This is a genomic window from Algoriphagus sp. (genome assembly GCF_024305035.1).
Classification (GTDB): domain Bacteria; phylum Bacteroidota; class Bacteroidia; order Cytophagales; family Cyclobacteriaceae; genus Algoriphagus.
On record NZ_JAMWZB010000009.1, the window covers coordinates 80,723 to 102,876 of the forward strand.

The 22,154-nt window shown below is 45.4% G+C and carries 20 protein-coding genes; 15 read left to right on the forward strand and 5 right to left on the reverse strand.

The genetic code is table 11. From position 1 onward, the window contains the following. Positions 1-88: 88 nt before the first annotated feature. A complete protein-coding gene (locus Q0L00_RS06680; RefSeq protein ID WP_297336096.1) occupies positions 89-1,681 on the forward strand; it encodes an ATP-dependent DNA ligase in 1,593 nt (530 codons plus the stop codon). Further along, positions 1,671-4,130, forward strand: a complete 2,460-nt coding sequence (locus Q0L00_RS06685; RefSeq protein WP_297336097.1) for a ligase-associated DNA damage response DEXH box helicase — start codon at positions 1,671-1,673, stop codon at positions 4,128-4,130. The genes Q0L00_RS06680 and Q0L00_RS06685 overlap by 11 nt, the downstream gene beginning before the upstream one ends. Here Q0L00_RS06685 and Q0L00_RS06690 read toward each other — a convergent pair. From Q0L00_RS06690 to Q0L00_RS06705, 4 genes are all read right to left on the reverse strand, one after another. Beyond that, a complete protein-coding gene (locus Q0L00_RS06690) occupies positions 4,127-5,575 on the reverse strand; it encodes a potassium transporter TrkG (RefSeq protein ID WP_297336098.1) in 1,449 nt (482 codons plus the stop codon). The two genes, Q0L00_RS06685 and Q0L00_RS06690, sit on opposite strands and share 4 nt — an antisense overlap. A gap of 4 nt (positions 5,576-5,579) precedes the next feature. Further along, the gene (gene trkA, locus Q0L00_RS06695) at positions 5,580-6,926 is read right to left on the reverse strand and encodes a Trk system potassium transporter TrkA (RefSeq protein WP_297336099.1); all 1,347 of its coding nucleotides are present in this window, start codon (positions 6,924-6,926) and stop codon (positions 5,580-5,582) included. 141 nt (positions 6,927-7,067) lie between these two features. Next, entirely contained in the window at positions 7,068-8,315 is a 1,248-nt protein-coding gene (locus tag Q0L00_RS06700; RefSeq protein WP_297336100.1) for a DNA recombination protein RmuC, read from the reverse strand. Then, entirely contained in the window at positions 8,305-9,318 is a 1,014-nt protein-coding gene (locus Q0L00_RS06705; protein WP_297336101.1) for an alpha/beta hydrolase, read from the reverse strand. The genes Q0L00_RS06700 and Q0L00_RS06705 overlap by 11 nt, the downstream gene beginning before the upstream one ends. A 65-nt stretch (positions 9,319-9,383) precedes the next feature. Between Q0L00_RS06705 and Q0L00_RS06710 the strand changes: the two genes are divergently transcribed. The 4 genes from Q0L00_RS06710 to Q0L00_RS06725 are packed head-to-tail and all read left to right on the forward strand — an operon-like array spanning position 9,384 to position 12,083. Next, complete coding sequence (locus Q0L00_RS06710; RefSeq protein ID WP_297336102.1) at positions 9,384-10,634, forward strand: Nramp family divalent metal transporter; 1,251 nt, start codon at positions 9,384-9,386, stop codon at positions 10,632-10,634. A gap of 54 nt (positions 10,635-10,688) precedes the next feature. Then, on the forward strand, positions 10,689-11,237 hold the full coding sequence (locus tag Q0L00_RS06715; protein ID WP_297336103.1) for an RNA polymerase sigma factor: 549 nt from the start codon (positions 10,689-10,691) through the stop codon (positions 11,235-11,237). Between the two features lie 31 nt (positions 11,238-11,268). Then, entirely contained in the window at positions 11,269-11,634 is a 366-nt protein-coding gene (locus Q0L00_RS06720) for a hypothetical protein (RefSeq protein ID WP_297336104.1), read from the forward strand. Continuing rightward, positions 11,631-12,083, forward strand: coding sequence for a hypothetical protein (locus Q0L00_RS06725; RefSeq protein WP_297336105.1), 453 nt, complete (start codon positions 11,631-11,633; stop codon positions 12,081-12,083). The genes Q0L00_RS06720 and Q0L00_RS06725 overlap by 4 nt, the downstream gene beginning before the upstream one ends. A 74-nt stretch (positions 12,084-12,157) precedes the next feature. Here the strand turns inward: Q0L00_RS06725 and mscL are convergent, their stop codons facing one another. Continuing rightward, on the reverse strand, positions 12,158-12,580 hold the full coding sequence (gene mscL / locus Q0L00_RS06730) for a large-conductance mechanosensitive channel protein MscL (RefSeq protein ID WP_297336106.1): 423 nt from the start codon (positions 12,578-12,580) through the stop codon (positions 12,158-12,160). Positions 12,581-12,756: 176 nt separating this feature from the next. On the opposite strand from mscL, the gene Q0L00_RS06735 reads away from it, so the two are divergent. From Q0L00_RS06735 to Q0L00_RS06775, 9 genes are all read left to right on the forward strand, one after another. After that, the gene (locus Q0L00_RS06735; protein ID WP_297336107.1) at positions 12,757-14,802 is read left to right on the forward strand and encodes a S9 family peptidase; all 2,046 of its coding nucleotides are present in this window, start codon (positions 12,757-12,759) and stop codon (positions 14,800-14,802) included. A 123-nt stretch (positions 14,803-14,925) separates the two neighbouring features. Further along, positions 14,926-15,297, forward strand: coding sequence for a methylglyoxal synthase (locus Q0L00_RS06740; protein WP_297336108.1), 372 nt, complete (start codon positions 14,926-14,928; stop codon positions 15,295-15,297). Positions 15,298-15,300: 3 nt separating this feature from the next. After that, a complete protein-coding gene (gene pfkA / locus Q0L00_RS06745; RefSeq protein ID WP_297336109.1) occupies positions 15,301-16,287 on the forward strand; it encodes a 6-phosphofructokinase in 987 nt (328 codons plus the stop codon). Between the two features lie 141 nt (positions 16,288-16,428). Beyond that, positions 16,429-17,472 (forward strand): LD-carboxypeptidase, encoded by a 1,044-nt coding sequence (locus Q0L00_RS06750; RefSeq protein ID WP_297336110.1) that lies wholly within the window; start codon positions 16,429-16,431, stop codon positions 17,470-17,472. Continuing rightward, positions 17,469-18,185 carry a GDSL-type esterase/lipase family protein gene (locus Q0L00_RS06755; RefSeq protein WP_297336111.1) on the forward strand — a complete coding sequence of 239 codons (717 nt, stop codon included), beginning with the start codon at positions 17,469-17,471 and terminating at the stop codon, positions 18,183-18,185. The genes Q0L00_RS06750 and Q0L00_RS06755 overlap by 4 nt, the downstream gene beginning before the upstream one ends. Positions 18,186-18,338: 153 nt before the next feature. Next, complete coding sequence (locus tag Q0L00_RS06760) at positions 18,339-18,950, forward strand: fumarylacetoacetate hydrolase family protein (RefSeq protein ID WP_297336112.1); 612 nt, start codon at positions 18,339-18,341, stop codon at positions 18,948-18,950. Continuing rightward, positions 18,937-20,811 carry a M23 family metallopeptidase gene (locus Q0L00_RS06765; RefSeq protein ID WP_297336113.1) on the forward strand — a complete coding sequence of 625 codons (1,875 nt, stop codon included), beginning with the start codon at positions 18,937-18,939 and terminating at the stop codon, positions 20,809-20,811. Before Q0L00_RS06760 ends, Q0L00_RS06765 begins: the two co-directional genes overlap by 14 nt. A gap of 25 nt (positions 20,812-20,836) precedes the next feature. Then, positions 20,837-21,286 carry a thioredoxin-dependent thiol peroxidase gene (gene bcp, locus Q0L00_RS06770; RefSeq protein ID WP_297336114.1) on the forward strand — a complete coding sequence of 150 codons (450 nt, stop codon included), beginning with the start codon at positions 20,837-20,839 and terminating at the stop codon, positions 21,284-21,286. 10 nt (positions 21,287-21,296) lie between these two features. Then, the gene (locus Q0L00_RS06775) at positions 21,297-22,148 is read left to right on the forward strand and encodes a transketolase (RefSeq protein WP_297336115.1); all 852 of its coding nucleotides are present in this window, start codon (positions 21,297-21,299) and stop codon (positions 22,146-22,148) included. The last annotated feature ends 6 nt before the right edge of the window (positions 22,149-22,154 follow it).

Sequence of the window (22,154 nt, forward strand, 5' to 3'; positions counted from 1 at the left end):
TCCTGCCCTGTTCGATTAGAATCTAAATTTATCCATTAAACTAGATTTTAATAAGACTTTGATCACATTAAGTAATTAATTTCCCCTCATGAAGGAATTTGCCGAGCTCATCACTCAACTCGATCAATCAAACAAGACCAAGGATAAACTAGCCTCCCTTCTGCACTTTTTTGAACAAGCGCCAGCTCGGGACAAAGTATGGGCAATCGCTTTGTTTTCCCATAGACGTCCAAAAAGGCAGATTTCCACTCGACAACTAAGAGATTGGTGTTTAGAATTGGCCCAAATCCCAGGTTGGTTATTTGAGGAATCCTATCAGACTGTCGGAGATTTGGCTGAGACCATTGCCCTGTTGCTTCCCATTCCCACCAAAAAGTCAACCCACAGCCTTAGCGAATGGATCCAAGCACTTTCTGAGCTTCAGGATAAAGAAGAGGAGGACAAGCGACATTTCATTCTCGATTCCTGGATGAAACTGAACCGACAGGAGCGCTTTGTTTTCAACAAAATCATTACCGGCGGCTTTCGCATCGGGGTCAGTCAAAATTTGATTTCACAAGCCTTAGCCTCTTACCTGAATCGGGAAAAAGCCGACATTGCCTATGCGCTGATGGGCAATTGGGATCCGGGCACCGTGGGTTTCGAACAGCTTTTTGATCAAACCGAGCAGGAAAAAGACCGTTCCAAACCCTATCCGTTTTTTCTCGCCCATCCCCTGGAAAAAGAACCCCATGCTCTGGGCAGCCCCAAGGAATGGCAAGTCGAATGGAAATGGGATGGCATCCGAGGGCAGCTGATCAAGCGGGAAGGGGAGCTATTTCTTTGGAGCAGAGGAGAAGAGCTGGTCAATGAGAAATTTCCCGAACTGATGGATTTGGGTAAAAGCTTGCCCGATGGGGTGGTGCTGGATGGGGAGATTTTGGCATTCAAAGCGGGTAGCCCCTTACCATTCAACCTTCTTCAAACCCGGATCGGCCGAAAAAATGTGAGTAAAAATATTCGATCAACCGCTCCGGTAAGTTTTTTGGCCTACGATCTACTTGAATATCAATATCTAGATTATAGAGGCCATCCTTTAAACAAAAGACGGGCTGAGTTAGAGCGACTCGTAGCCCATCACCCCCATCCCCATCTGGAAATTTCTGATCCCATTTCTGCCAATAATTGGGAGGAGCTTGCTGCGATTCGTCAAGATTCCAGAAGTCATTTTGCCGAAGGCTTGATGCTGAAGAAACTGAATTCCACCTACCAATCCGGCCGAAAAAGGGGGGATTGGTGGAAATGGAAAATTGACCCATTAACCATTGACGGAGTGATGATTTATGCCCAAAAAGGACATGGTCGAAGAGCTGATTTATACAGTGACTACACCTTTGCGGTTTGGGATGGGGATCAGTTGGTTCCCTTTGCCAAGGCCTATTCCGGACTCACCGACGCAGAAATGCGGGAAGTAGATCAATTTGTTAAAAAAAATACCCGAGAGCGATTTGGTCCGGTCCGCACCGTAAAAGCTGAATTGGTTTTTGAAATTGCCTTTGAGGGAATTCAAGAAAGTCCCCGTCACAAAAGTGGGATTGCCTTACGCTTTCCCCGTATTTTGCGCTGGCGTAAGGACAAATCCAAAGAACAGGCCAACACGCTAAGCGATTTAAAAGATTTACTCAAGCTATATGGAGGATAAGGATTTAGCAATCGGACTGGCTTATTTCAACAAAAAGGGCTGGAATATTTTTCCATTTCAACTACAAACTTGGAGAGATTATTTGGATGGAAAATCCGGTTTGCTCAATGCACCAACGGGTTCGGGAAAGACTTTTGCCCTTTGGTTTCCCGTAATTTTGGAATTCATCAGAAGGCATCCGGAAAGCTGGCAATCCAGCCGAAATAATGGCTTGCAGTTAATTTGGGTCACGCCGCTTCGTGCACTCTCCCAAGACATCCAAAAAGCCATGCAGGAAGTGTGCGATCAGATCGGTCTACCTTGGCAAATTGCGGTGCGAAACGGAGATACGGATGCCAAAACCAGAGCTGCTCAGAAAAGAAGGCCTCCCGAAGTCCTGATCACCACCCCGGAGACCCTGCATATTTTAATTGCTCAAAAGAGTCATCTAACCCTCTTTCAAACCCTTCAAACCGTCGTTGTGGACGAGTGGCATGAATTGGTGGGCAACAAGCGAGGAGTACAAGTTCAACTAGCACTGGAATACATCCAATCCATTTGTAATCAACAATTTAAACGATGGGCAGTTTCTGCTACCATTGGAAATCTGAAAGAGGCCGCACAGGTGCTGCTGGGAGCAGATTTACCTCTGCACCTGGTCCAAGCCAACATTCAAAAAGAAATTATCCTCCATTCTGTTTTTCCGGAGGAAATTGAAAAATACCCTTGGTCTGGGCATTTGGGTATCCGAATGATTCACCAGGTCATTCCCATTATCGAGGCAGGAAGGACGGTCCTGCTTTTTACCAACACGCGCTCCCAAACTGAAATTTGGTACCAGAAGCTACTGGAAGCCAGACCTGATTGGGCCGGATTAATTGCCATGCATCACGGGAGTTTGGATATGGGTGTGAGAGCCTGGGTGGAACAAGCCCTCCATGAAGCGAAACTCAAACTCGTCGTCTGCACTTCAAGCTTGGATTTAGGGGTGGATTTCAGACCGGTGGATCGCGTGATACAAGTGGGAAGCCCAAAAGGAGTTTCCCGTTTCATCCAACGGGCAGGACGTGCCGGGCATCAGCCTGGGCTGCCTTCTGAAATCTTTTTTGTCCCTACCAATTCGTTGGAGCTCATCGAGGCAGCGGCCTTGCGGGAAGCCATCGAGGCAGGGGAAATGGAATCTCAATTTGCCCCCATTTTGCCCTACGATGTGTTGATTCAATTTCTGGTCACCTTGGCCGTAGGGGAAGGATTTGACCGGGACCAAGCCTTTGCTTTAGCCAAAAAAACCTATTCCTTTTCCTCCCTGCAGCAGGAAGAGATGGACTGGATGATGGATTTTATTACCATCGGTGGCAATAGCCTGGGAAGCTACGAGGATTTTTTGAAAGTGATTCGGGATGAAGACGGGTTATATCGGGTCAAGAACAAACGCATTGCCATGAAACACCGGCTTTCGATGGGAACCATTGTTTCAGAGGCAATGATGAAAGTCAAATTTAAGAATGGCACCTATCTGGGGAGTGTAGAAGAGTATTTTATCGCCAAAATGAAAATCGGTGATCGCTTTTTTTTCGCCGGACGAAATCTCGAACTCCTACAAATCAAAGATCTCAACGCCATTGTGCAGCTTTCTGAAAAAAAGACCTCTAATGTGGTGAGTTGGATGGGAGCACGGATGTCCCTTTCTTCAAAGCTTTCCGAGCAGATTCTGCGGATTTTTCATGCCTACAATCAAGGAATTTATCGTTCCGAAGAGGTTCAGCGGGTCTTGCCGATATTGGAATTGCAGAGTCGGCTATCGGTGGTACCCGACGATCGGACGTTTTTGATTGAATCCCATCGGAGTAAACAAGGGTATCATTTGTTTTTTTATCCCTTTCAGGGTCGGATGATCCATGAATTGATGGCCGCCTTAATCGCCTACCGCATATCAACCAGTTTCCCGGTCACCTTTAACCTGGCCATGAATGATTATGGATTTGAACTGCTTTCGGACGAGGCCATTCGCATTGAAGAAATTTTAGAAGAGGATATCTTTACCTTGAAAAATCTTGAAGAGGATGTGCTTCACTGCATCAATGAAAGTGAAATGTCTCGGCGAAAATTCAGAGAGATCGCAGGAATTTCGGGATTGGTCTTTCAGGGATATCCGGGTAAACCCATGACCTTTAAACATATTCAGGCCAATTCAAGCTTACTTTTTCAGGTTTTTGAGCAATACGACCCTGAGAATCTCCTACTCAAGCAGTCACGGTCAGAAGCCATGAATCAGCAAATGGATCAGGATAAATTAATCCAGGCCATGAAAAAAGTCAATCAGCTTGAGATGATTATTCAGCATCCGGTTCAGTTTACCCCCTTTTCCTTCCCCATTATGGTTGACCGATTAAGCCGCACGACGATATCATCGGAAAGTTTAGAAGATCGAATTGCCAAAATTCAGGCCCAATTCACCGTGGTGGATTAGTTGGCTCTCCAGAAGAACGGGGTAAAAAGAATCAAAATGGTAAACAGTTCCAGTCTGCCCAAAAGCATGATAAAAGAGAGGAATATTTTTGCGGTAGGAGAAAAGAAAGCAAAATTATCAACCGGACCAACCTTCCCTATCCCCGGACCGACATTGGCCAAACAGGTGGCAACAGCTCCTAAAGAAGTGGCTAAATCATATCCTAAAAAAGACATCACCAAAGATCCTAAAACAAAGGTTAACAGGTAGATCAACAGAAAATTCATAATGTGGGTAATGATTCTGCCGGTAACCCGATCTCCATTGATCATCAAGGGGACAATTGCTCTAGGGTGAACCAGACGTTTGAATTCCAGCCAGGAATTTTTAATGAAGGTCAGGTGCCTGACAAATTTTATCCCACCGGCCGTGGACCCTGCGGATCCGCCCAAAAACAGCATCATGAAAAAGAAAAATGTCAATCCAGCGCCATACTGCGTATAATCATCGGTCACATATCCGGTTGTGGTTACTACTGAAACGACCTGAAAAAGTGCTTTTCGAAAGGCCAACTCCCCATCAACACCGCCTTTCGCAAAAATGAAATACCCCACGATCAGGGCAAGCCCCAAAAGGGAAAAGGCATACACTTTGAATTCATCACTTTTGAGGACCCGTTTAAATTTCCCAATCAACCCAAAGTAAATGATGGTGAAGTTGGTTCCGGCTAAAAACATAAAGAAAATAGCCACATATTGAATAAAGGCAGAATCATAATAGGCCATGGAGGCATTTTTGGTCGAAAACCCGCCCGTAGCCAAGGTGGTTAAGGCATGATTGATCGCATCATAAAACGTCATCCCACCGGCCCAGTACAATAAGGTGGCCGTCAAAGTCAATCCCACATAAACATACCAAAGTCGCTTGGCTGTTTCTGAGATTCTGGGGTGAACTTTATCGGAGGTAGGTCCCGGGGATTCAGCTACAAAAAGCTCAATTCCCCCTATACCTAAAAGTGGAAAAATAGCCACGGTCAACACGATAATCCCCAGTCCCCCAATCCATTGGGTCATACTCCGCCAAAATAAGAGGCCCTTGGGCATGACCTCGATATCGGTCAAAATTGATGCGCCCGTTGTGGTCAGGCCCGACATGGTTTCAAACAAGGCATCGTCAAAGGATACTATTTCCTTGCTTAGGATGTAAGGCAGCATACCGAATAGGGTCATGAAGACCCAACTTAAGGCCACAATTAGATACCCCTCCCGCTTTCGGATGTTTTGATCCTGTTTAGAAAATGAAAAATAGGCTATTCCACCCACCACGGATGAAATGCAAATGGATACCAAAATCGGCCAGGGATCTTCTCGGAAATAGACCGAAAAAATGACCGCCGGAATCATCAAAACTGCCAGAAGTCCCAATAGGGCTCCCATGATTTTGGCGATTTCCTTAAAATGAATCATGGATTTAATGAAATAGTTTTTCTAAAGAACCCTTCGCCTGGGGCAAAGCCAGAACGATGGCTTTGTCGCCCACCTGAAGTTGGAAATCTCCATCGGGAATAAATACTTCCTCGCCACGAATAACCCCTGCCACGATTGCCGAATCAGGAAAATGTAAATCTTTGAGCGTGTATTTGGTTAGTCGATTAGTCTTGCAAACCGAATATTGAACAAATTCAGCATCCACTCCATAAATTCCTGAAACCGCCTCTACCGCGCCTTTTCTCAAATACCGAGACACCTCATTTGCAGCGACCAATTTTTTATTTATCAGCGAATCCACCCCGATACTATGGGATATATGAATGTATTCCCGGGTATCCACGTGGGCAATCGTTTTATACACTCCGTGATTTTTTGCCGTCAAACTGGTAATAATGTTGGTCTCTGAAGAATCTGTCAGTGCCAAGAAGGCATCCATTTGCTCCAGCCCTTCTTCAACCAACAGTTCCACATTCTTGTAATCTCCATTGATGACCAGGGTATTGGGCAAGTTCTCGGCCAGCCATTTGCACCGATCCTTGTCCTTATTGACCAGCGTGACCCGATAGTGATTTTCCAGCTTGAGGGCAGTAGTCAGCGCCATATCATCGCCGCCGATAATCATCACATTTTTTATTTCCTTTTTCTCCTGACCGATCAGCTGAAGAATACTTTGAGTGTGTTTTTTGGTCGATATGAAGAAAACATGATCCTGATTTCGGATAATGGTACTTCCGCGTGGAATTAGGGTTTTTTGATCCCGCAGAATGGCAATAATGCGCACGTCGTCAAAAATCGGATTACTACTCATATCCATAATCCGCTGGTTAACCAGTGGGTTGGATTGGTCCAAGGTTACCCCTACTACATTGAGTTTTCCCCCTTCGAAATCAAAAACCTCGGTAAAACTGGAATTCTGAATCAAACTAAAAATCTCTCTACTGCAAAGCATGGTGGGAGAAATCAAATTATCTATCCCCAGGTTTTCAAAGTATTTGATGTTATCGCCATGCAGGTAAGAATGATTCCGGACCCGAGCCATCACCCGCTTGGCTCCGAGTTGTTTGGCTAGAACCGCGGCCACAATATTGGTTTTCTCCGAGGTGGTCACAGCCAACACCATACTGGCATGGTCCACATTGGCGCGTTGCAATACCTCGATGGAAGTCGCATCACCCAAGACCGTCAACACATCTAGTTTGGAGGACACGTAGTCCAATACTTCGCGCTCGGTATCGATGAGGGTGATGTCTTTATTATCGTAGCTTAATTGCTCAGCCAGGTGGTATCCCATATCCCCGGCTCCTGCAATTACAATGTGCATGGCCATAAATTCCTTTCTGAAATTTTAATCAGGGCGCAAAAGTAAGTGCTTTTCCTTTTGGTTATCAGGATTTAACAAAAAACTTTTCCCCCCTAAGGGCTAATGTAACAAAGCTACTTTTAAAAAATTCAATTTTCGGCCCAAAATTTACAGTTCATCAAGCAGGCGCTTACTTTCTAAATCGGGCATTTCCTCTACTTCCTTTAGCTTTCGTTGAATGACACGGGTTCGTACCCCAACAAGCTTATCCAACTCCGAATTGGCCTCGTTGAGTTTACGCTGGGTCTTTTCAATCAGTTCCCCAAATTTGCCGAATTCGGTTTTAATGGCACCTAAAATTTGCCAGACTTCCGAACTCCGCTTTTGAATGGCCAAGGTGCGGAAGCCCATCTGCAGGCTATTCAAAATCGCCGAAAGCGTCGTCGGTCCGGTGACCACGACTTTGTATTCCTGCTGAATTTGCTGTGTCAAGCCCGGCTCCCGGAGAATTTCCGCATAGAGGCTTTCCACCGGAAGAAATAAAATCGCAAAATCAGTGGTGAGCGGTGGGTTTAAATACTTATCCCGAATATCCAGAGCTGCCTTTTTTACCGCTTTAATCAGCTCGGCACGCTGTTGATTGATTTCCGGTTTGGATGCCAATTCGTAGGCATCAACCAAGCGGAGATAGGATTCCTGAGGAAATTTTGAATCGATCGGCAATAAAATAGGCTGGTCTTGACCGGGCATTTTGACGGCAAATTCGACCCGCTCTCGATTTCCTTTTCCCACCGCAGCATTGAGTTCATACTGCTCGGCTGTCAATATATTTTCCAAAATGGCTTGAAGTTGGTACTCTCCAAGCACGCCCCGGCTTTTGACATTGGTAAGTACTCGCTTCAGATCCCCTACTCCATTGGCCAGATGCTGCATTTCCCCCAGTCCTTTTTGGACCGCTTGGAGCTGATTGCTTACCATTTCAAAAGACTGCCCCAATCGGGTTTCCAATGTTTTCTGTAATTTCTCATCCACCGTCTCCCTGATTTTTTCCAACCTGAGTTCAGTGGATTTCATCAACTCCTCCTGCCGGCGGTTAAGCTCGCCGAGCTTTTCCCGCTGCAGGGTATTGAAGTCCTGCACATTTTGCCTAAAAAGCTCTCCAAAACTTTTTAAAGCCTCCTTTTGATCTAAGGAATTGCTTCGCAGGGATTGAAAAACCAGCTGGAACTGTCCGTTCAGGTTATCTTGATTTTCTCTACGGGCAAGCGCAAGTGACCGGTCCAATTCCTGACGAAGTTCTTGAATTTGTTGCATTACCAATTCCCCATCCCGGTCTTTTCGCTGAGTACTAATAAAAAGAATGATCATCCCCACCTGAAGAAGGATAGTCAAGGCTACTAAAATTTCAATCGTCATAACTCACGTAATTTGGAGCCTGAAGGTAGTTTTTACGCACCTCCACTCCTAAAAAAGAAAGGTATTCTGCGACAGATTTTGTCGGAATTTCTTCCATCGGCACGTGCCCGACTCCTTCGAAAATAATCAAATTGGATCCGGGTATTTCTTTTTCAAAGTCCAAAGCTTGCTGGACAGGAATCCACCGATCCAGATCTCCCCACATAATCAGAGTCGGCATCGTCAACCGATCAAATTGAATGGAAGAATTCTGTTTTCCTGAAATCCGATCCAGGGTAGCCTCCCGGTTCCCTTCGCGAAGCATCAGCTCAAAATAACGATCCACCGATTCGGCTTTAATCCGCTCAGGATCACCATAGACCTCTTTCATGTTCATGGAAAAAAGAAACTTTGGCGTGCATTTCAACAGAACTTTGGCAAAAACAGGATGTTCCAGCAGTTGAAAAATCCAGGTTTGCTGGGATTCGGATTCGGATTGGGAAGGCAATTTTCGGCTTATGGGCCGGGGTGCTCCTGAGGAATTGATCAAATTCAAGGAAAGCACCTGATCCGGTCGAGTACTGGCCACTTGAAGGGCCACGGCCCCGCCCATGGAGTTGCCTGCGATATGGTACCTGGGCAAATTGAGTTTTTCAGCCAAACGTAAAATCACCTGACCATAATCTTCCACCGTATAGCGCTTGAGTTCATCTGGTCCGGTCAGGCCATGCCCCGGTAAATCCACCGAAATGGTCATAAAATAAGGGCTCAATTCCCGCTGCCATTCATCCCAGGTATGCAAGGAAGAAAAGCTTCCGTGAATTAGAAAAATAGGGTCACCTTCACCCATAAACCGTACGTGGAGATTCATCCCGTCCACCTCGATAAAATGCGACTCCGGATAGCTGTATTTCTGAATTATTTCTTCCTTTGAAATATCGCTTCGGTAGAGTAGAGCCAAAAAAAACACAAATGCAAGCAGCAAAGAAGCGAGAATTTTCAGAGTTTTACTAAGCCAGTTCATATCCAAAGAGTTGTTATCAAAGAGATAACTCCTGAAATAACAAATATTCTACCCAAAACACTATTTTGTCAAAAAACTATCCCTTGAGCATCCGAAATCTCTTCCAAAACATCGGCCCAGGACCAATTATAGCAGCGGCCTTCATCGGTCCGGGTACCGTGATGGTCTGCACGCTGGCCGGATATCAATTTGGCTTTTCCTTAATTTGGGGACTGCTCCTTTCCATCCTGGCCACCGTAGTTCTTCAAGAGACTGCCGGAAGAATTGGATTGGCCACCGGAAAAGATTTGGCTCAATTGCTACGAAGTCAAACGCACTCTCCCCTGCTTAAAATTCTTCAGATGATCCTGGTTCTCCTGGCCATCGTTTTGGGAAACACCGCCTATGAATCGGGTAATATTACCGGGGCACAGTTGGGATTAGCGGTTTTTTGGGATAGTCCTACCCTAAGCTTAGGAATAGGACAGATTCAATCTGGAAATTTTCTAATCGGGGCTCTTGCCTTTTTCCTATTGATTTTAGGGAATTTCCAGGTGTTAGAACGCGTGTTGGTGGGATTAGTGATTCTCATGTCTATGGCCTTCCTCTTCACTGCGGTATTGGTGCAACCTGACTGGACGGCGGTTTTAAACGGTTTTGTCCCCAGCCTATCGGTTGAGCAAACAACCACCTTGGTGGCTTTAATCGGAACCACCGTCGTTCCCTACAATTTATTTTTGTATGCTTCCTTAGTCAAAAATAAATGGAAAAGTCCAGCGGGGATCCACTGGATGCGAAGAGATATCGTGCTTTCGGTCCTGTTAGGGGGGTTGGTCTCCATGGCGATTTTAATCGTAGGTTCGGTTAATAAAAGTGAGCAAATCCATTCTGCCCAGGATATTGCCATGGGGCTGGATCTGGTATTTGGCAGTTTTGGAAGATATTTGATGGGCTTTGGATTATTGGCCGCAGGTCTCACCTCTTCCATTACGGCTCCCTTGGCTGCCGGTCTGGTAATTTGTGGAATCATGGGCTGGAACCAACAAACCCACTCCGTGCCCATGCGACTCTCCATCGGCCTGGTGGTCGGAATGGGGTTGGTTTTTGCTTCGTTGGGGATCAAACCTGCTGAGTTGATCGCCTTGGCCCAACTGGCCAATGGCCTTTTGTTGCCCCTGATATCAGGTTGGTTGATTTGGCTCGCCAATCAAAAAATCTGGATGAAAACCCACAAAAACCCGGCTTGGGTTACGCTCCTATCGCTGAGTATCCTGTTGATCACCATAGGGCTGGGACTCAAAAGCATCAGTGCTGTCCTAAATCTGGAAATTTTCTGATCAAATTACCCATTTGCCACTAAACCTTGAATCACCGCATTGGTCTAATACTCCATGAATCAGATTTCCGACCAAGATATCCTCCGGTTAATCCGTCAAAAATCCACACAGGATATGGGGTATCGCCAACTGATTCAGCGTTATCAACAACGGGTTTATCAAGTGATCCGAAGAATGGTGTTGATTCATGAAGACGCCGATGACCTTACCCAAAACACCTTTATCAAAGCCTTCAAGAATATCGATAAATTTCAGGAAAATTCCACTTTGTTTACCTGGCTTTATCGCATTGCGACCAATGAAACCCTGACCTTTCTGGAAAAGAAGAAAAAACGGTTTTTCTTTGCCCTCGATGATCACCAGCAAAAATTGGAAAGCTATCTGGATCAACCGGGCATGCCCACCACAGAAGAAATCGAATACAAACTTGAGAAAGCCCTGCTCAAATTACCCGACAAGCAGCGATTGGTTTTTCACCTCAAGTATCAGGAGGAGCTCACCTACGAACAAATGGCCCAAATCACCCAAACCAGTGTAGGTGCCCTCAAGGCCAGCTATCACCTAGCGGTGAAAAAAATTGAAGAATTCCTCAAAAACGAATAAACCTTCTTTACTCAATGAAGTCTAACCTACAATGAAGCAACAATTTGTAAAACTTAAGCCCTTTTCAAGTCCTGAAGGATATTTTGAATCCTTACCCGATCAGATCCTTCAAAAATTAGAACCCAAGCCCGATTATGCTTGGGTCAAATGGGCGGCTGCCGTTTTGATTTTCCTTTCGGTAGGCACATACTTGTTTTACCCCAATTCACCCGAAAATGAGCTTCTCGCCCTGGAGGAAGAAGTAAACTTATACCTTGAATCCAATTATTGGACGGCCGAAGAAGTATTGGGAATGAGCGAAAATCCGGAAGAAATTCTCGATGAAATCATTGAAGAAGAACTTCCTTATGCCGATATCCTTTGGGATCAAGAATCCGAAATCCCCCAAACCCCATGAGAAAACTACACCTATTCCTTTCTGTTTTTCTACTCACCGTCATCACGGGCTTTGCTCAGCGCAGTGGCCAACAAGATTTTGATCCTGAGCGACTGCAGGCAGCACGAATCGCCTTTATCACCAGTCGACTGGAATTAAGTCCCGATCAGGCCGAGAAATTCTGGCCGATTTACAATGCCTATACCGAAAAACGGGAAACTAATTTAAAAGAAATGGCCGGACTTTATCCTCGGAGGGATGCCCCTTCACTCAGTGAGCAGGAAGCCAAAAAAGCCTTGGAAAAACGCTTTGCCATCCAGCGAAAAATGATTGATGAGGAAGAGAAATTTGTCAAGCAGGTCTCCGAAGTAATCAGCTATCCGCAAATCATGAAACTGAACGGAATCGCCAGGGACTTCACCCGAATGATCTATCAGCGCAATCGACAGCGACGATCCTCGGATAATTAATAGCCCACCAACAGAAAGGTGAACATCAGAACTAAAAAAGGTCCCCAAGAGGACCTTTTTTGGTTACTATAGGATTACTTTTTCAGTAAATCCCGAATTTCTTCAAGTAAAACCTCCGACTTGGGAGGTGCAGGAGGGGGTGCAGCCGCCTCTTTCTTTTCTTGTTTGCGGTTCATTTTATTTACCCCTTTAATGGCAATAAAAATCACAAAAGCCACAATAACAAAGTCAATTACATTTTGAATAAACATCCCGTAATTGAGCGTTACAGCAGCCACAGCCACTTCTCCGGCTGCATTGACTTCTGCCTCTTTAAGTGTCAGGGCCAATTTTTTGAAGTCCATTCCGCCCAGGGCCAATCCAATCGGCGGCATGATTACATCATTGACCAAGGAGCTGACAATTTTCCCAAAAGCAGCACCAATGATCACACCGACTGCCAAGTCGATGACATTACCTTTGACGGCAAATTCCTTAAACTCTTTTAACATTCCCATAAGTGTTGAGGTTGATGGTGAAATTTAATAGATCAATATTTCACTAAATTTTCATGATTGCAATATGCAGCCCCTGAATTGGACCTAAAGCGGGATAAAAAAAACAGAAATCCCTTGGGAAGGAACCTGCGCCCGATGAATTTGATTAACATTGCAGCCAAATTTTATTCAACGACATGCAAGCTCCCAAAGCAATCAAGCGAGACCATAGTATAGAATTTCACGGACATCGTCGCAATGATCCCTATTATTGGATGAACGATCGGGAAAACCCCGAGGTCATCGACTACCTTCAACAGGAAAACGATTACCTCACATTCAAAATGAAGGATACCGAACCCCTTCAGGAAAAGCTTTTTCAAGAAATGAAGGGGCGAATGAAGGAAGATGATCAAAGTGTTCCCTACCTCAAATATGGGTATTATTGGTACAGCAGGTATGAAAAAGGAGGAGAATACCCCATTTTTTGCCGCAAACGTGGAAACCTGGAAAACCCCGAAGAAATTTTACTGGATGTCAACCAATTGGCTAAAGACAAAAGCTATTTTCAGGTAGCAGGAATCGCCAGTAGTCCAGATCTGAACTGGATTGCTTATCCGGTGGACGAGGTAGGAAGAAGGATTTACACCATCCATTTTAAAAATCTAATCAGCGGAGAAACCCTGGAAGAAACCATTCCAGCCATGACCGGAAATGTAGTCTGGGCTGCCGATAGCCTGACGCTTTTTTATTCCAAACAAGATCCCCACACGCTCCGATCCCATCAAATCTACCAACATCAACTAGGCAGTTCATTTGAAAAAGATGTTTTGGTTTATGAAGAAAAGGATGAGGAGTTTACCTGCCAGGTTCATAAAACCAAGTCTGAGGAATTTATCCTCATCCATAGCGAAAGCACCATTTCTTCAGAAATTCGTTTTGCAAGGGCTTCTGATCCCGCTCAGGGATTTCAACTTCTGCAAGCACGAATACCCCATCTGGAATATGCCGCTGATCACTATGGAGATCATTTTTGGATACGAACCAATCATCAGGCAAAAAATTTCAAGGTAGTCAAAGCCCCCATTGAAAACCCCGGAATGGAAAATTGGGAAGATTTCATTCCCCATAGGCAAGAGGTATTACTTGAGGATTTTGATCTGTTTAAAGACTTTTTTGTCAGCCAAGAGCGCAGTAATGGCCTCACACAAATTCTGATCAAACCTTGGGACGGAAGTGCCGGACATCAATTGGCTTTCGAAGAAGAAACCTACACCACCTGGATCAGCACTAATCCAGAATTTAATACCCCCTGGTTGCGGTTTGGATACAATTCGCTGGTCAAACCTTCCTCGGTCTATGATTATCACATGCACACCAGAGAGCGAAAACTACTCAAGCAACAGGAAATCGTAGGAGGTTATACTGAATCCGACTATGAATCAGCCAGAATCTGGGCCAAAGCCGAAGATGAGACACGGGTACCCATTTCGCTGGTATATAAAAAAGACTTGTTTCAAGCTAATGGCAGTAACCCGCTGTTACTTTATGCATATGGCTCCTATGGATTCAGCATGGATGCCTATTTTTCCAGCAGCCGGCTAAGTTTATTGGATCGCGGTTTTGTCTTTGCCATCGCACATATCCGAGGAGGAGAGGATCTGGGCCGGCATTGGTACGAAGAGGGGAAACTTTTAAAGAAGAAAAACACCTTCCTTGATTTTATCGCTTGTGCCAAACACCTCATTCAGCAACAGTATACCCAAGCCCAACACCTCTATGCCATGGGAGGAAGTGCGGGTGGGCTGTTGATGGGAGCGGTTCTAAATATGCAGCCGGAGCTCTTTCATGGGGTGATTGCAGCCGTACCCTTTGTGGATGTAGTCACCACCATGCTGGATGAAAGCATTCCTTTGACTACCGGGGAATTCAATGAATGGGGAAACCCGAAGAATAAGGAATATTACGAATACATGCTTTCCTACTCCCCCTACGACAATGTGGAGAAAAAAAATTATCCCCATATCCTGGTGACCTCTGGACTGCATGACTCCCAGGTGCAATATTGGGAACCCACCAAATGGGTAGCCAAACTCAGAGAACACAAAACCGATCAACATCTCCTACTCCTTCATACCAATATGGAAGCCGGACATGGGGGGGCCTCAGGACGTTTCACTGCCCTGAAGGAACTTGCCTTGGAATATGCTTTTCTTCTTAAATTAGAACAGATCAAAAATTAATTGGACTGGCAAAAGAATAAATTCAAGCAAAATGATTCCAATGTTTCGTTTTTATACTCAAACATAAATTTCGGGAAAAGGATTTTTTCCTAACTTTGGCCTCAACCTATTAGATAGCTATTCATGAAAATCGCCCTAATCGCACATGACGGAAAAAAAGCCGATATGGTGCATTTTTTAAGTGGATTCAAAGATCGCCTCCTTCAGGTCGACATTAATTTGGTGGCCACAGGGACTACGGGTTCACATATCCAAAAAGCTGGATTTGAAGTGGAGCGATTGCTATCTGGACCTGTCGGTGGAGATGCTCAAATCGCTGCCATGGCTGCCCAGAAAGAACTGGACATGGTGGTCTTTTTCAGAGATCCTTTGGACAAGCACCCCCATGAACCGGATGTGCAAATGCTGATGCGGATCTGTGATGTACACAATATTCCACTGGCGACCAATCCTGCCTCGGCAGATCTTATGTTTCAAGCCCTCACTCAAACCTAAAAAATGGAACTGAAAACCATCAAAAAAATCGGAGTTTTGACTTCGGGTGGAGATTCCCCCGGAATGAACGCCGCCATTCGTGCGGCGGTAAGAGCCGGTTTTTACTACAATCTGGAGATGTACGGAATCTACCGCGGCTATGAAGGATTGATTCAAAATGACATTAAGAAACTCCATTCTGGAGACATTGCCCATGTGTTGGAACGTGGGGGAACCTTTCTCAAATCTGCCCGAAGTGCAGAGTTTCGTACCCCTGAAGGAAGACAAAAAGCCTATACTAACCTTCGGTCTCACGGCATTGATGCCCTGATTGTTATCGGAGGGGATGGTTCGTTGACCGGAGCCCACTTGTTCTACAAAGAGTTTGGAATCCCGGCAGTGGGACTTCCCGGAACCATTGACAATGACCTGTCGGGAACCGATGCAACCATTGGTTTTGATACCGCCTGCAATACGGCCATCGAAGCCATTGATAAGATTCGAGATACGGCCACCTCTCATGACCGGCTCTTTTTCGTGGAAGTGATGGGAAGAGATGCCGGCTTTATTGCCATCAATGCCGGAATAGGTTCTGCGGCTGCTGCGATTTTGATCCCGGAGAAAAAAATGGCCATCGAAGAGCTCGTGGAAAAACTCCGGGTCCGAACCAAAGCCAAAAAAGCCTCCAATATTGTAATTGTAGCCGAAGGGGGGAAAAGTGGGGGTGCGGCTGAAATTGCCGAAAAGGTTAAAAAACACCTTCCCTATTACGATATCAAAGTCACCATATTGGGTCACTTACAGCGAGGCGGGGCTCCGAGCTCCTACGATCGACTGTTGGCCTCCAAACTTGGGGTATCGGCAGTTGAAGGCCTACTTCAAGGAAAATATGATGTTATGGCGGGTCTGATCAATCACAAGGTGGTCTATACCCCAATCAAACGGGCAATTGTCGATGATAAGGAAGTGGATGAGGATGATTTCCGGGTAGCCAAAATCCTATCCACCTAAACCCTACTGACCTGTGGTTACTTCCTAGTTTTTAAAGGGGCCAAATCGGCCCTTTTTTTGTTAAATTAGGGAAGTAAGCTTTTTATCTTTCTTTCCCCAGAAAGGGAAAAGCATTAATTTCATTCCTCCAAACCAAATCTCATGAACAAACGAACCTTTTTAAAAAGCTTGGGAATTGCAGGAGCCGCACTTCCGTTTCTAGCTTTTGATCGCCAAAAAATAAGTCATCCCCAAGCTACGATCCTTCCCAATCCTATTCAAAAGGGAGATACCGTAGGCCTGATTAGCCCATCTGCAGCTACTGCGGACCGGATGGAATTCACTTTTGCCAAAGAGGCATTGGAAGCCTTGGGATTTCAAGTAAAACCGGGGGCCCATCTCAAAAATCGCCGGGGACATTTGGCGGGTACCGATCAAGAAAGAGCCGCAGATCTCAATGCAATGTTTGCCGATCCCGATGTGAAGGCCATCGTTTGTATTCGAGGGGGATCGGGTGCAGCTAGAATCCTGCCCTTACTCGATTACGATTTGATCCGAACTAATCCAAAGCCACTCTTGGGCTATTCGGATATTACTGCCTTACACTGCGCAATTTATTCTCAAACAGGTTTAATTTCCTTTCATGGCCCCAATGGAACAGGCAGTTGGAATAAATTCAATGTCAAGCAATTTGAACAGGTATTTTTTGATCAATCCCAAGTACTTTATCAAAATGAACAAACCGACACGGGCGATTTGGTGATCAAGGCCAATCGGATTCAAACCCTGACTCCAGGTCAGGCAAGTGGAAGACTACTGGGAGGAAATCTGACCGTTCTCACTGCTCTGAGTGGCACGCCGTATTATCCGGATTTCAAGGAGGCCATTTTGTACATCGAAGATATCGGCGAAGATCCCTACCGAATTGACCGGATGATGAGTACCTTAAAATTAAACGGTACCTTAGATGTCATTGCTGGATTTGTTTTTGGTCAATGTTCGGATTGCAGTCCGGGTGGAGGATACGGATCTCTCACCGTCGATCAGGTGTTAGACGATTATGTTCTTCCTTTGGGAATTCCCGCCTATTCAGGCGCAATGATCGGCCATATTCCCAAACAATTTATTATTCCCAATGGGGCTTTGGTCCAGCTCAACGCCGATCAAGGCAGTATTCAACTCATTCAAGACCTATTCCATTCATGATCGCAACTCTTTTTATTCCATTTCTCCTAACACTGGTCTTTGCCTGTGGTACTCCCCAGTCAAATTCCTCAATCGCACCCGAAGACATGCAAGATCGACCACTTACGTATTTAGCCCTAGGAGATAGCTACACGATTGGAGAAGGAGTCTCGGAAGCTGAGCGATACCCGAATCAATTGGTACGCCAACTGAATGCCTCCATGGAGCGAACCTGGTCTGAACCTGAAATCATTGCCAAAACCGGATGGACGGTGGAAGAGCTGGAAGAAGGAATTTTAGACGCAGCACCCACTGGGGAGCCCTATAATTTGGTCACCTTGCTAATCGGGGTGAATAATCAGTATCGAGGCAGATCAGTGGAGGAATTCGAATCCGAATTTGAACAGATGCTATTGCGTGCCATTGGATTTGCTGGCAATCTACCCAATCATGTTTTTGTGCTCTCCATTCCCGATTGGGGAGTTACTCCCTTCGCCGCTGAAAAGGGTTCGGATATTGATCAGGTCAAATCCCAAATCGACGCATTCAACGCAGCAAAAAAGGAAGTTTGTCGAAAGTATGGAGTAGCCTTTATTGAAATCACCGAACAATACCGTCAAATCGGAGGCCTTCCTGAAATGGTTGTGGAAGATCAGCTTCACCCTTCCGGATTAGTCTATAGCCAATGGACCGATAAACTTTTACAAGAAGTGCTAAAAATTTATCAGAATTAAACGATTAGTGACAGGAGCTAGAAGTAAACTGCTCGGAGCCACTGAGAGAAAAAAATCAGGCTTTCGTCCTCAAGTTCACTTTTTTGCATCGGATATGGTTAATTTCACGAGTGGAAAGCCTTAGGAATCACCTTCCAAAAACGCTCAATATCTATGAAAATCATCTGCATCGGCCGCAATTATGCCGCACATATTGAAGAACTCAAAAACGAAACGCCGGGGAATCCCGTAGTCTTTTTAAAACCCGATACCGCAGTCCTGAAAAATGGTGCCGCGTTTTATTACCCGGATTTTTCAAAAAACATCCACCACGAAGTAGAATTGGTGCTCAAGATCAGTAAGGAAGGCAAATACATTCAAAAAGAATTTGCCCATCGCTATTTTGAGCAGATCGGGTTGGGAATTGATTTTACCGCCCGGGACCTTCAAGATCAATGTAAAGCTAAGGGCTTACCTTGGGAAATCGCCAAAGCCTTTAATGGCTCAGCGCCTTTAGGAGAATTTCTTCCGGTTTCTGAATTGAAAGAATTAAATAACATTGATTTTCACCTGCGAATCAATGGAGAAGAGAGACAGAGGGGAAATACCCGTCTTATGCTTTTTGACTTTAGTACCCTAATTGAATACGTGTCTGAATTTTTCACCTTGAAGAAAGGGGACTTAATCTATACCGGCACTCCGGCGGGCGTGGGTCCGGTCCATATTGGAGATCACTTGGAAGGATTTATCGGGACTCAAAAATTACTGGATTTTGAGGTTAAGTAAGTTTATTCTCCCCTTTTTGGCTTGCTGTTTACTTTCTGTTCAGGTTTTCTCCCAGGGAATCATTCCAAATTATTTTCGTTCCCCTGTCAAACCTGGTGGGAGAAATTTCCTGTCTGGAAATTTTGCCGAACTTCGCCCCAACCATTTCCACACAGGCTTGGATTACAAGTTTGGAGGCGTAGAAGGGGAACCCATTTATGCCGCAGCTGACGGTTGGGTTCATCGAATTAAAATCTCCACCTATGGCTATGGCAATGTCATCTATCTGAAGCATCCTTCAGGACACATCACCCTGTATGGTCATTTGAGGAATTTTAATCCGGAACTTCAACAGTACCTGATTGAAAAAATGTACGATCGACAGGTAAATGAATTGGAAGTCTACCCTGAACCCGGTGAACTCCCGGTTAAACAAGGAGAACGGATTGCCGATGGAGGAAACTCCGGGAGTTCGGGAGGACCCCATTTACACTTTGAAATCCGAGACAGTCTGGATCGAGCGTTGGATCCCCTGCTTTTTGGATTCCCGGAAGTTTTAGATCGGCTCGCCCCCACTCCTCAAAGCATCGCCTTTGTTCCCTTGGAAATCGATTCTCGGATCAATGGGAAATTTCAGCGCTTGGAAATCACCCCTACTCCGAACGGAGCCAATTATCGAGTTCCCACTCCCATTGAAATCACCGGTCCGGTTGGGCTGGAATTCCGTGGATTTGATCAGCTGGATGGGGCCCCAAACCGGAATGGCTTTCCTTATTTCGAATTAATCGAGGAAGACAGTACCCTTCTCCGCCTGCTAGTGGATCAAGTGGATTTTAACTTCACCCGACAGTTTTTACTTCATACCCATCAAAACCGCTTTACCAAACTTTACCATCAACCAGAGTTAAAATTTGATTACCTAAGTCCAAATCAGGTCGGTACGGGTTATTTGAATTTAGCTCCGAAGGAAGAAAAAAACTATAGGCTCCTGCTTAAAGACGCCTATAATAATAGCCGCGAAATCAGTTTTTCCCTGAAAGGAAAAGATGCTGCCCATCAGGTCGCTGATGGAGCCGCCCCAGCTCGAGCCAAAGTGGAGTACTTGGGAAATATTCTCAAAATTAAAGCCCCACTAGCTGCCGAAGGAGGATTGGCGAAATTTTACCTCGGAGCTCATTCTTTTGAGATGTTACCCGCCTACCAGGATGCCCAAAGCCGGACTTACCTCTGGGATATGCGATTTGGAATTCCCGAAGAGGTAGACATCTGCTCAGAAGTTGTGATTCCCAACGTCCATGCCTTCATTCCTTTGGGGCAGGAAAAATTATTTGCAAAAAGAGGAATCCAACTTCATTTTGAAGAAAATAGCCTGCTGGAAGATCTCTACCTTCGGGTCGCTGACAGGGGAAGTATGACTGCCCCACGACTGGAAATCAATACTCCCAATGAGCATCTTTTTGCGCCGATTGAAGTCCTTTGGGATGTCTCAGGATACAGCGGTAACCGGCAAAAAACCCATGTCTATCAACTGGGAAATCGGGAACGACGCTCCTTTGTGGGCGGGACATGGGAAGATGGAAATATCCGCTTCAAAACCAGAAATTTTGGTACTTTTGTACTGGCTGAAGATCAGACCCAACCGACCATCCGGCCTGTTCGGGTAAATTCCACTGAGATCCGTTTTACCATTACGGATAATTTGTCAGGCATTCAGTCTTTTGAGGCCTGGGTAGATGGAAAATGGGTGTTGATGCGCTATGAACACAAACGCGCCCTGATTTGGTCCGAAAAGTTGGATAAACAAGCCTTCAAAGGACCGGTTATACTCAAGGTCACTGATCAGGCAGGCAACGTTGCCGAATGGAAAGGGACCATCAGTTAATTTGTTCCACCAAAAATAAAATTTTATGTCAGTAGAAGTTGGCCAACTGGCCCCAGATTTCGAAGCAAAAATTGAAACAGGAGAAACCATCAAGCTTTCTGATTTCAAAGGAAAAAAAGTCATTCTTTATTTTTACCCCAAAGACAACACTCCCGGCTGCACGGCTCAGGCCTGTAACCTTCGGGACAATTACCAGGACTTGCAAAAAGCGGGATATGTGGTTTTGGGGATCAGTTCGGATTCGGAAAAATCGCATCAAAAATTCATCGAAAAGCAGGAATTACCTTTTTCTCTGATTGCCGATGAGGATAAAAAAGTACACGAACTTTACGGCACTTGGGTAGAAAAATCCATGTACGGCCGAAAGTACATGGGCACAGCCCGCACCACTTTTGTAATCGATGAAGAAGGAAAAATTGCCGAGATCATCGAAAAAGTTAAAACCAAAGAACACACAGCACAAATTCTCAAATAAATCCTCCGTAATGGAAAAAAAATCAATCGAACAACTCCAATCCATCTGTTCTCAGGTACGCAGAGACATCCTCCGGATGGTACATGCGGTCAATTCAGGTCACCCCGGGGCTTCCTTGGGTTGCACCGAGTTTTTTGTCGCCCTGTATTTTGATCAGATGAATCACAATGCTGCTTTCCAAATGGAAGGAAAAGGCGAGGACCTCTTTTTCCTATCCAATGGGCACATTTCTCCGGTTTGGTATTCTGTCCTTTCCCGTTCAGGATATTTTCCGATTCAGGAAATGAAAACCTTCCGCAAACTCAACTCCAGACTTCAGGGTCATCCGGCAACTGAGGAAAACCTGCCAGGAATCCGTATTGCATCCGGGTCACTTGGACAGGGACTTTCTGTCGCGATTGGTGCGGCTCAAGTCAAAAAACTAAATGGGGATGATCGCCTGGTTTATTGCCTGATGGGAGACGGTGAGCAGCAAGAAGGACAAGTTTGGGAGGCAGCCATGTATGCCGCTCACTATGGAGTGGATAATCTCATTGCCACGATTGATTACAATGGACAGCAGATCGACGGTCCTACCCATGAGGTGATGGATTTAAAAAATCTCAAAGGAAAGTGGGAAGCTTTTGGATGGGAAGTCAATGAAATCAAAAAAGGAAATGAGATGGAATCGGTTTTGGAAGGCTTGAACAAAGCCAAATCCCTAGCCGGAAAAGGCAAACCCGTTCTCAACCTTCTTTACACCGAAATGGGCTACGGGGTGGACTTTATGGTCGGCACCCACAAATGGCACGGCGTTGCTCCCAACGATGAGCAGCTTGCCAATGCCCTGGGACAACTCCCTGAAACCCTCGGTGATTATTAATCCATC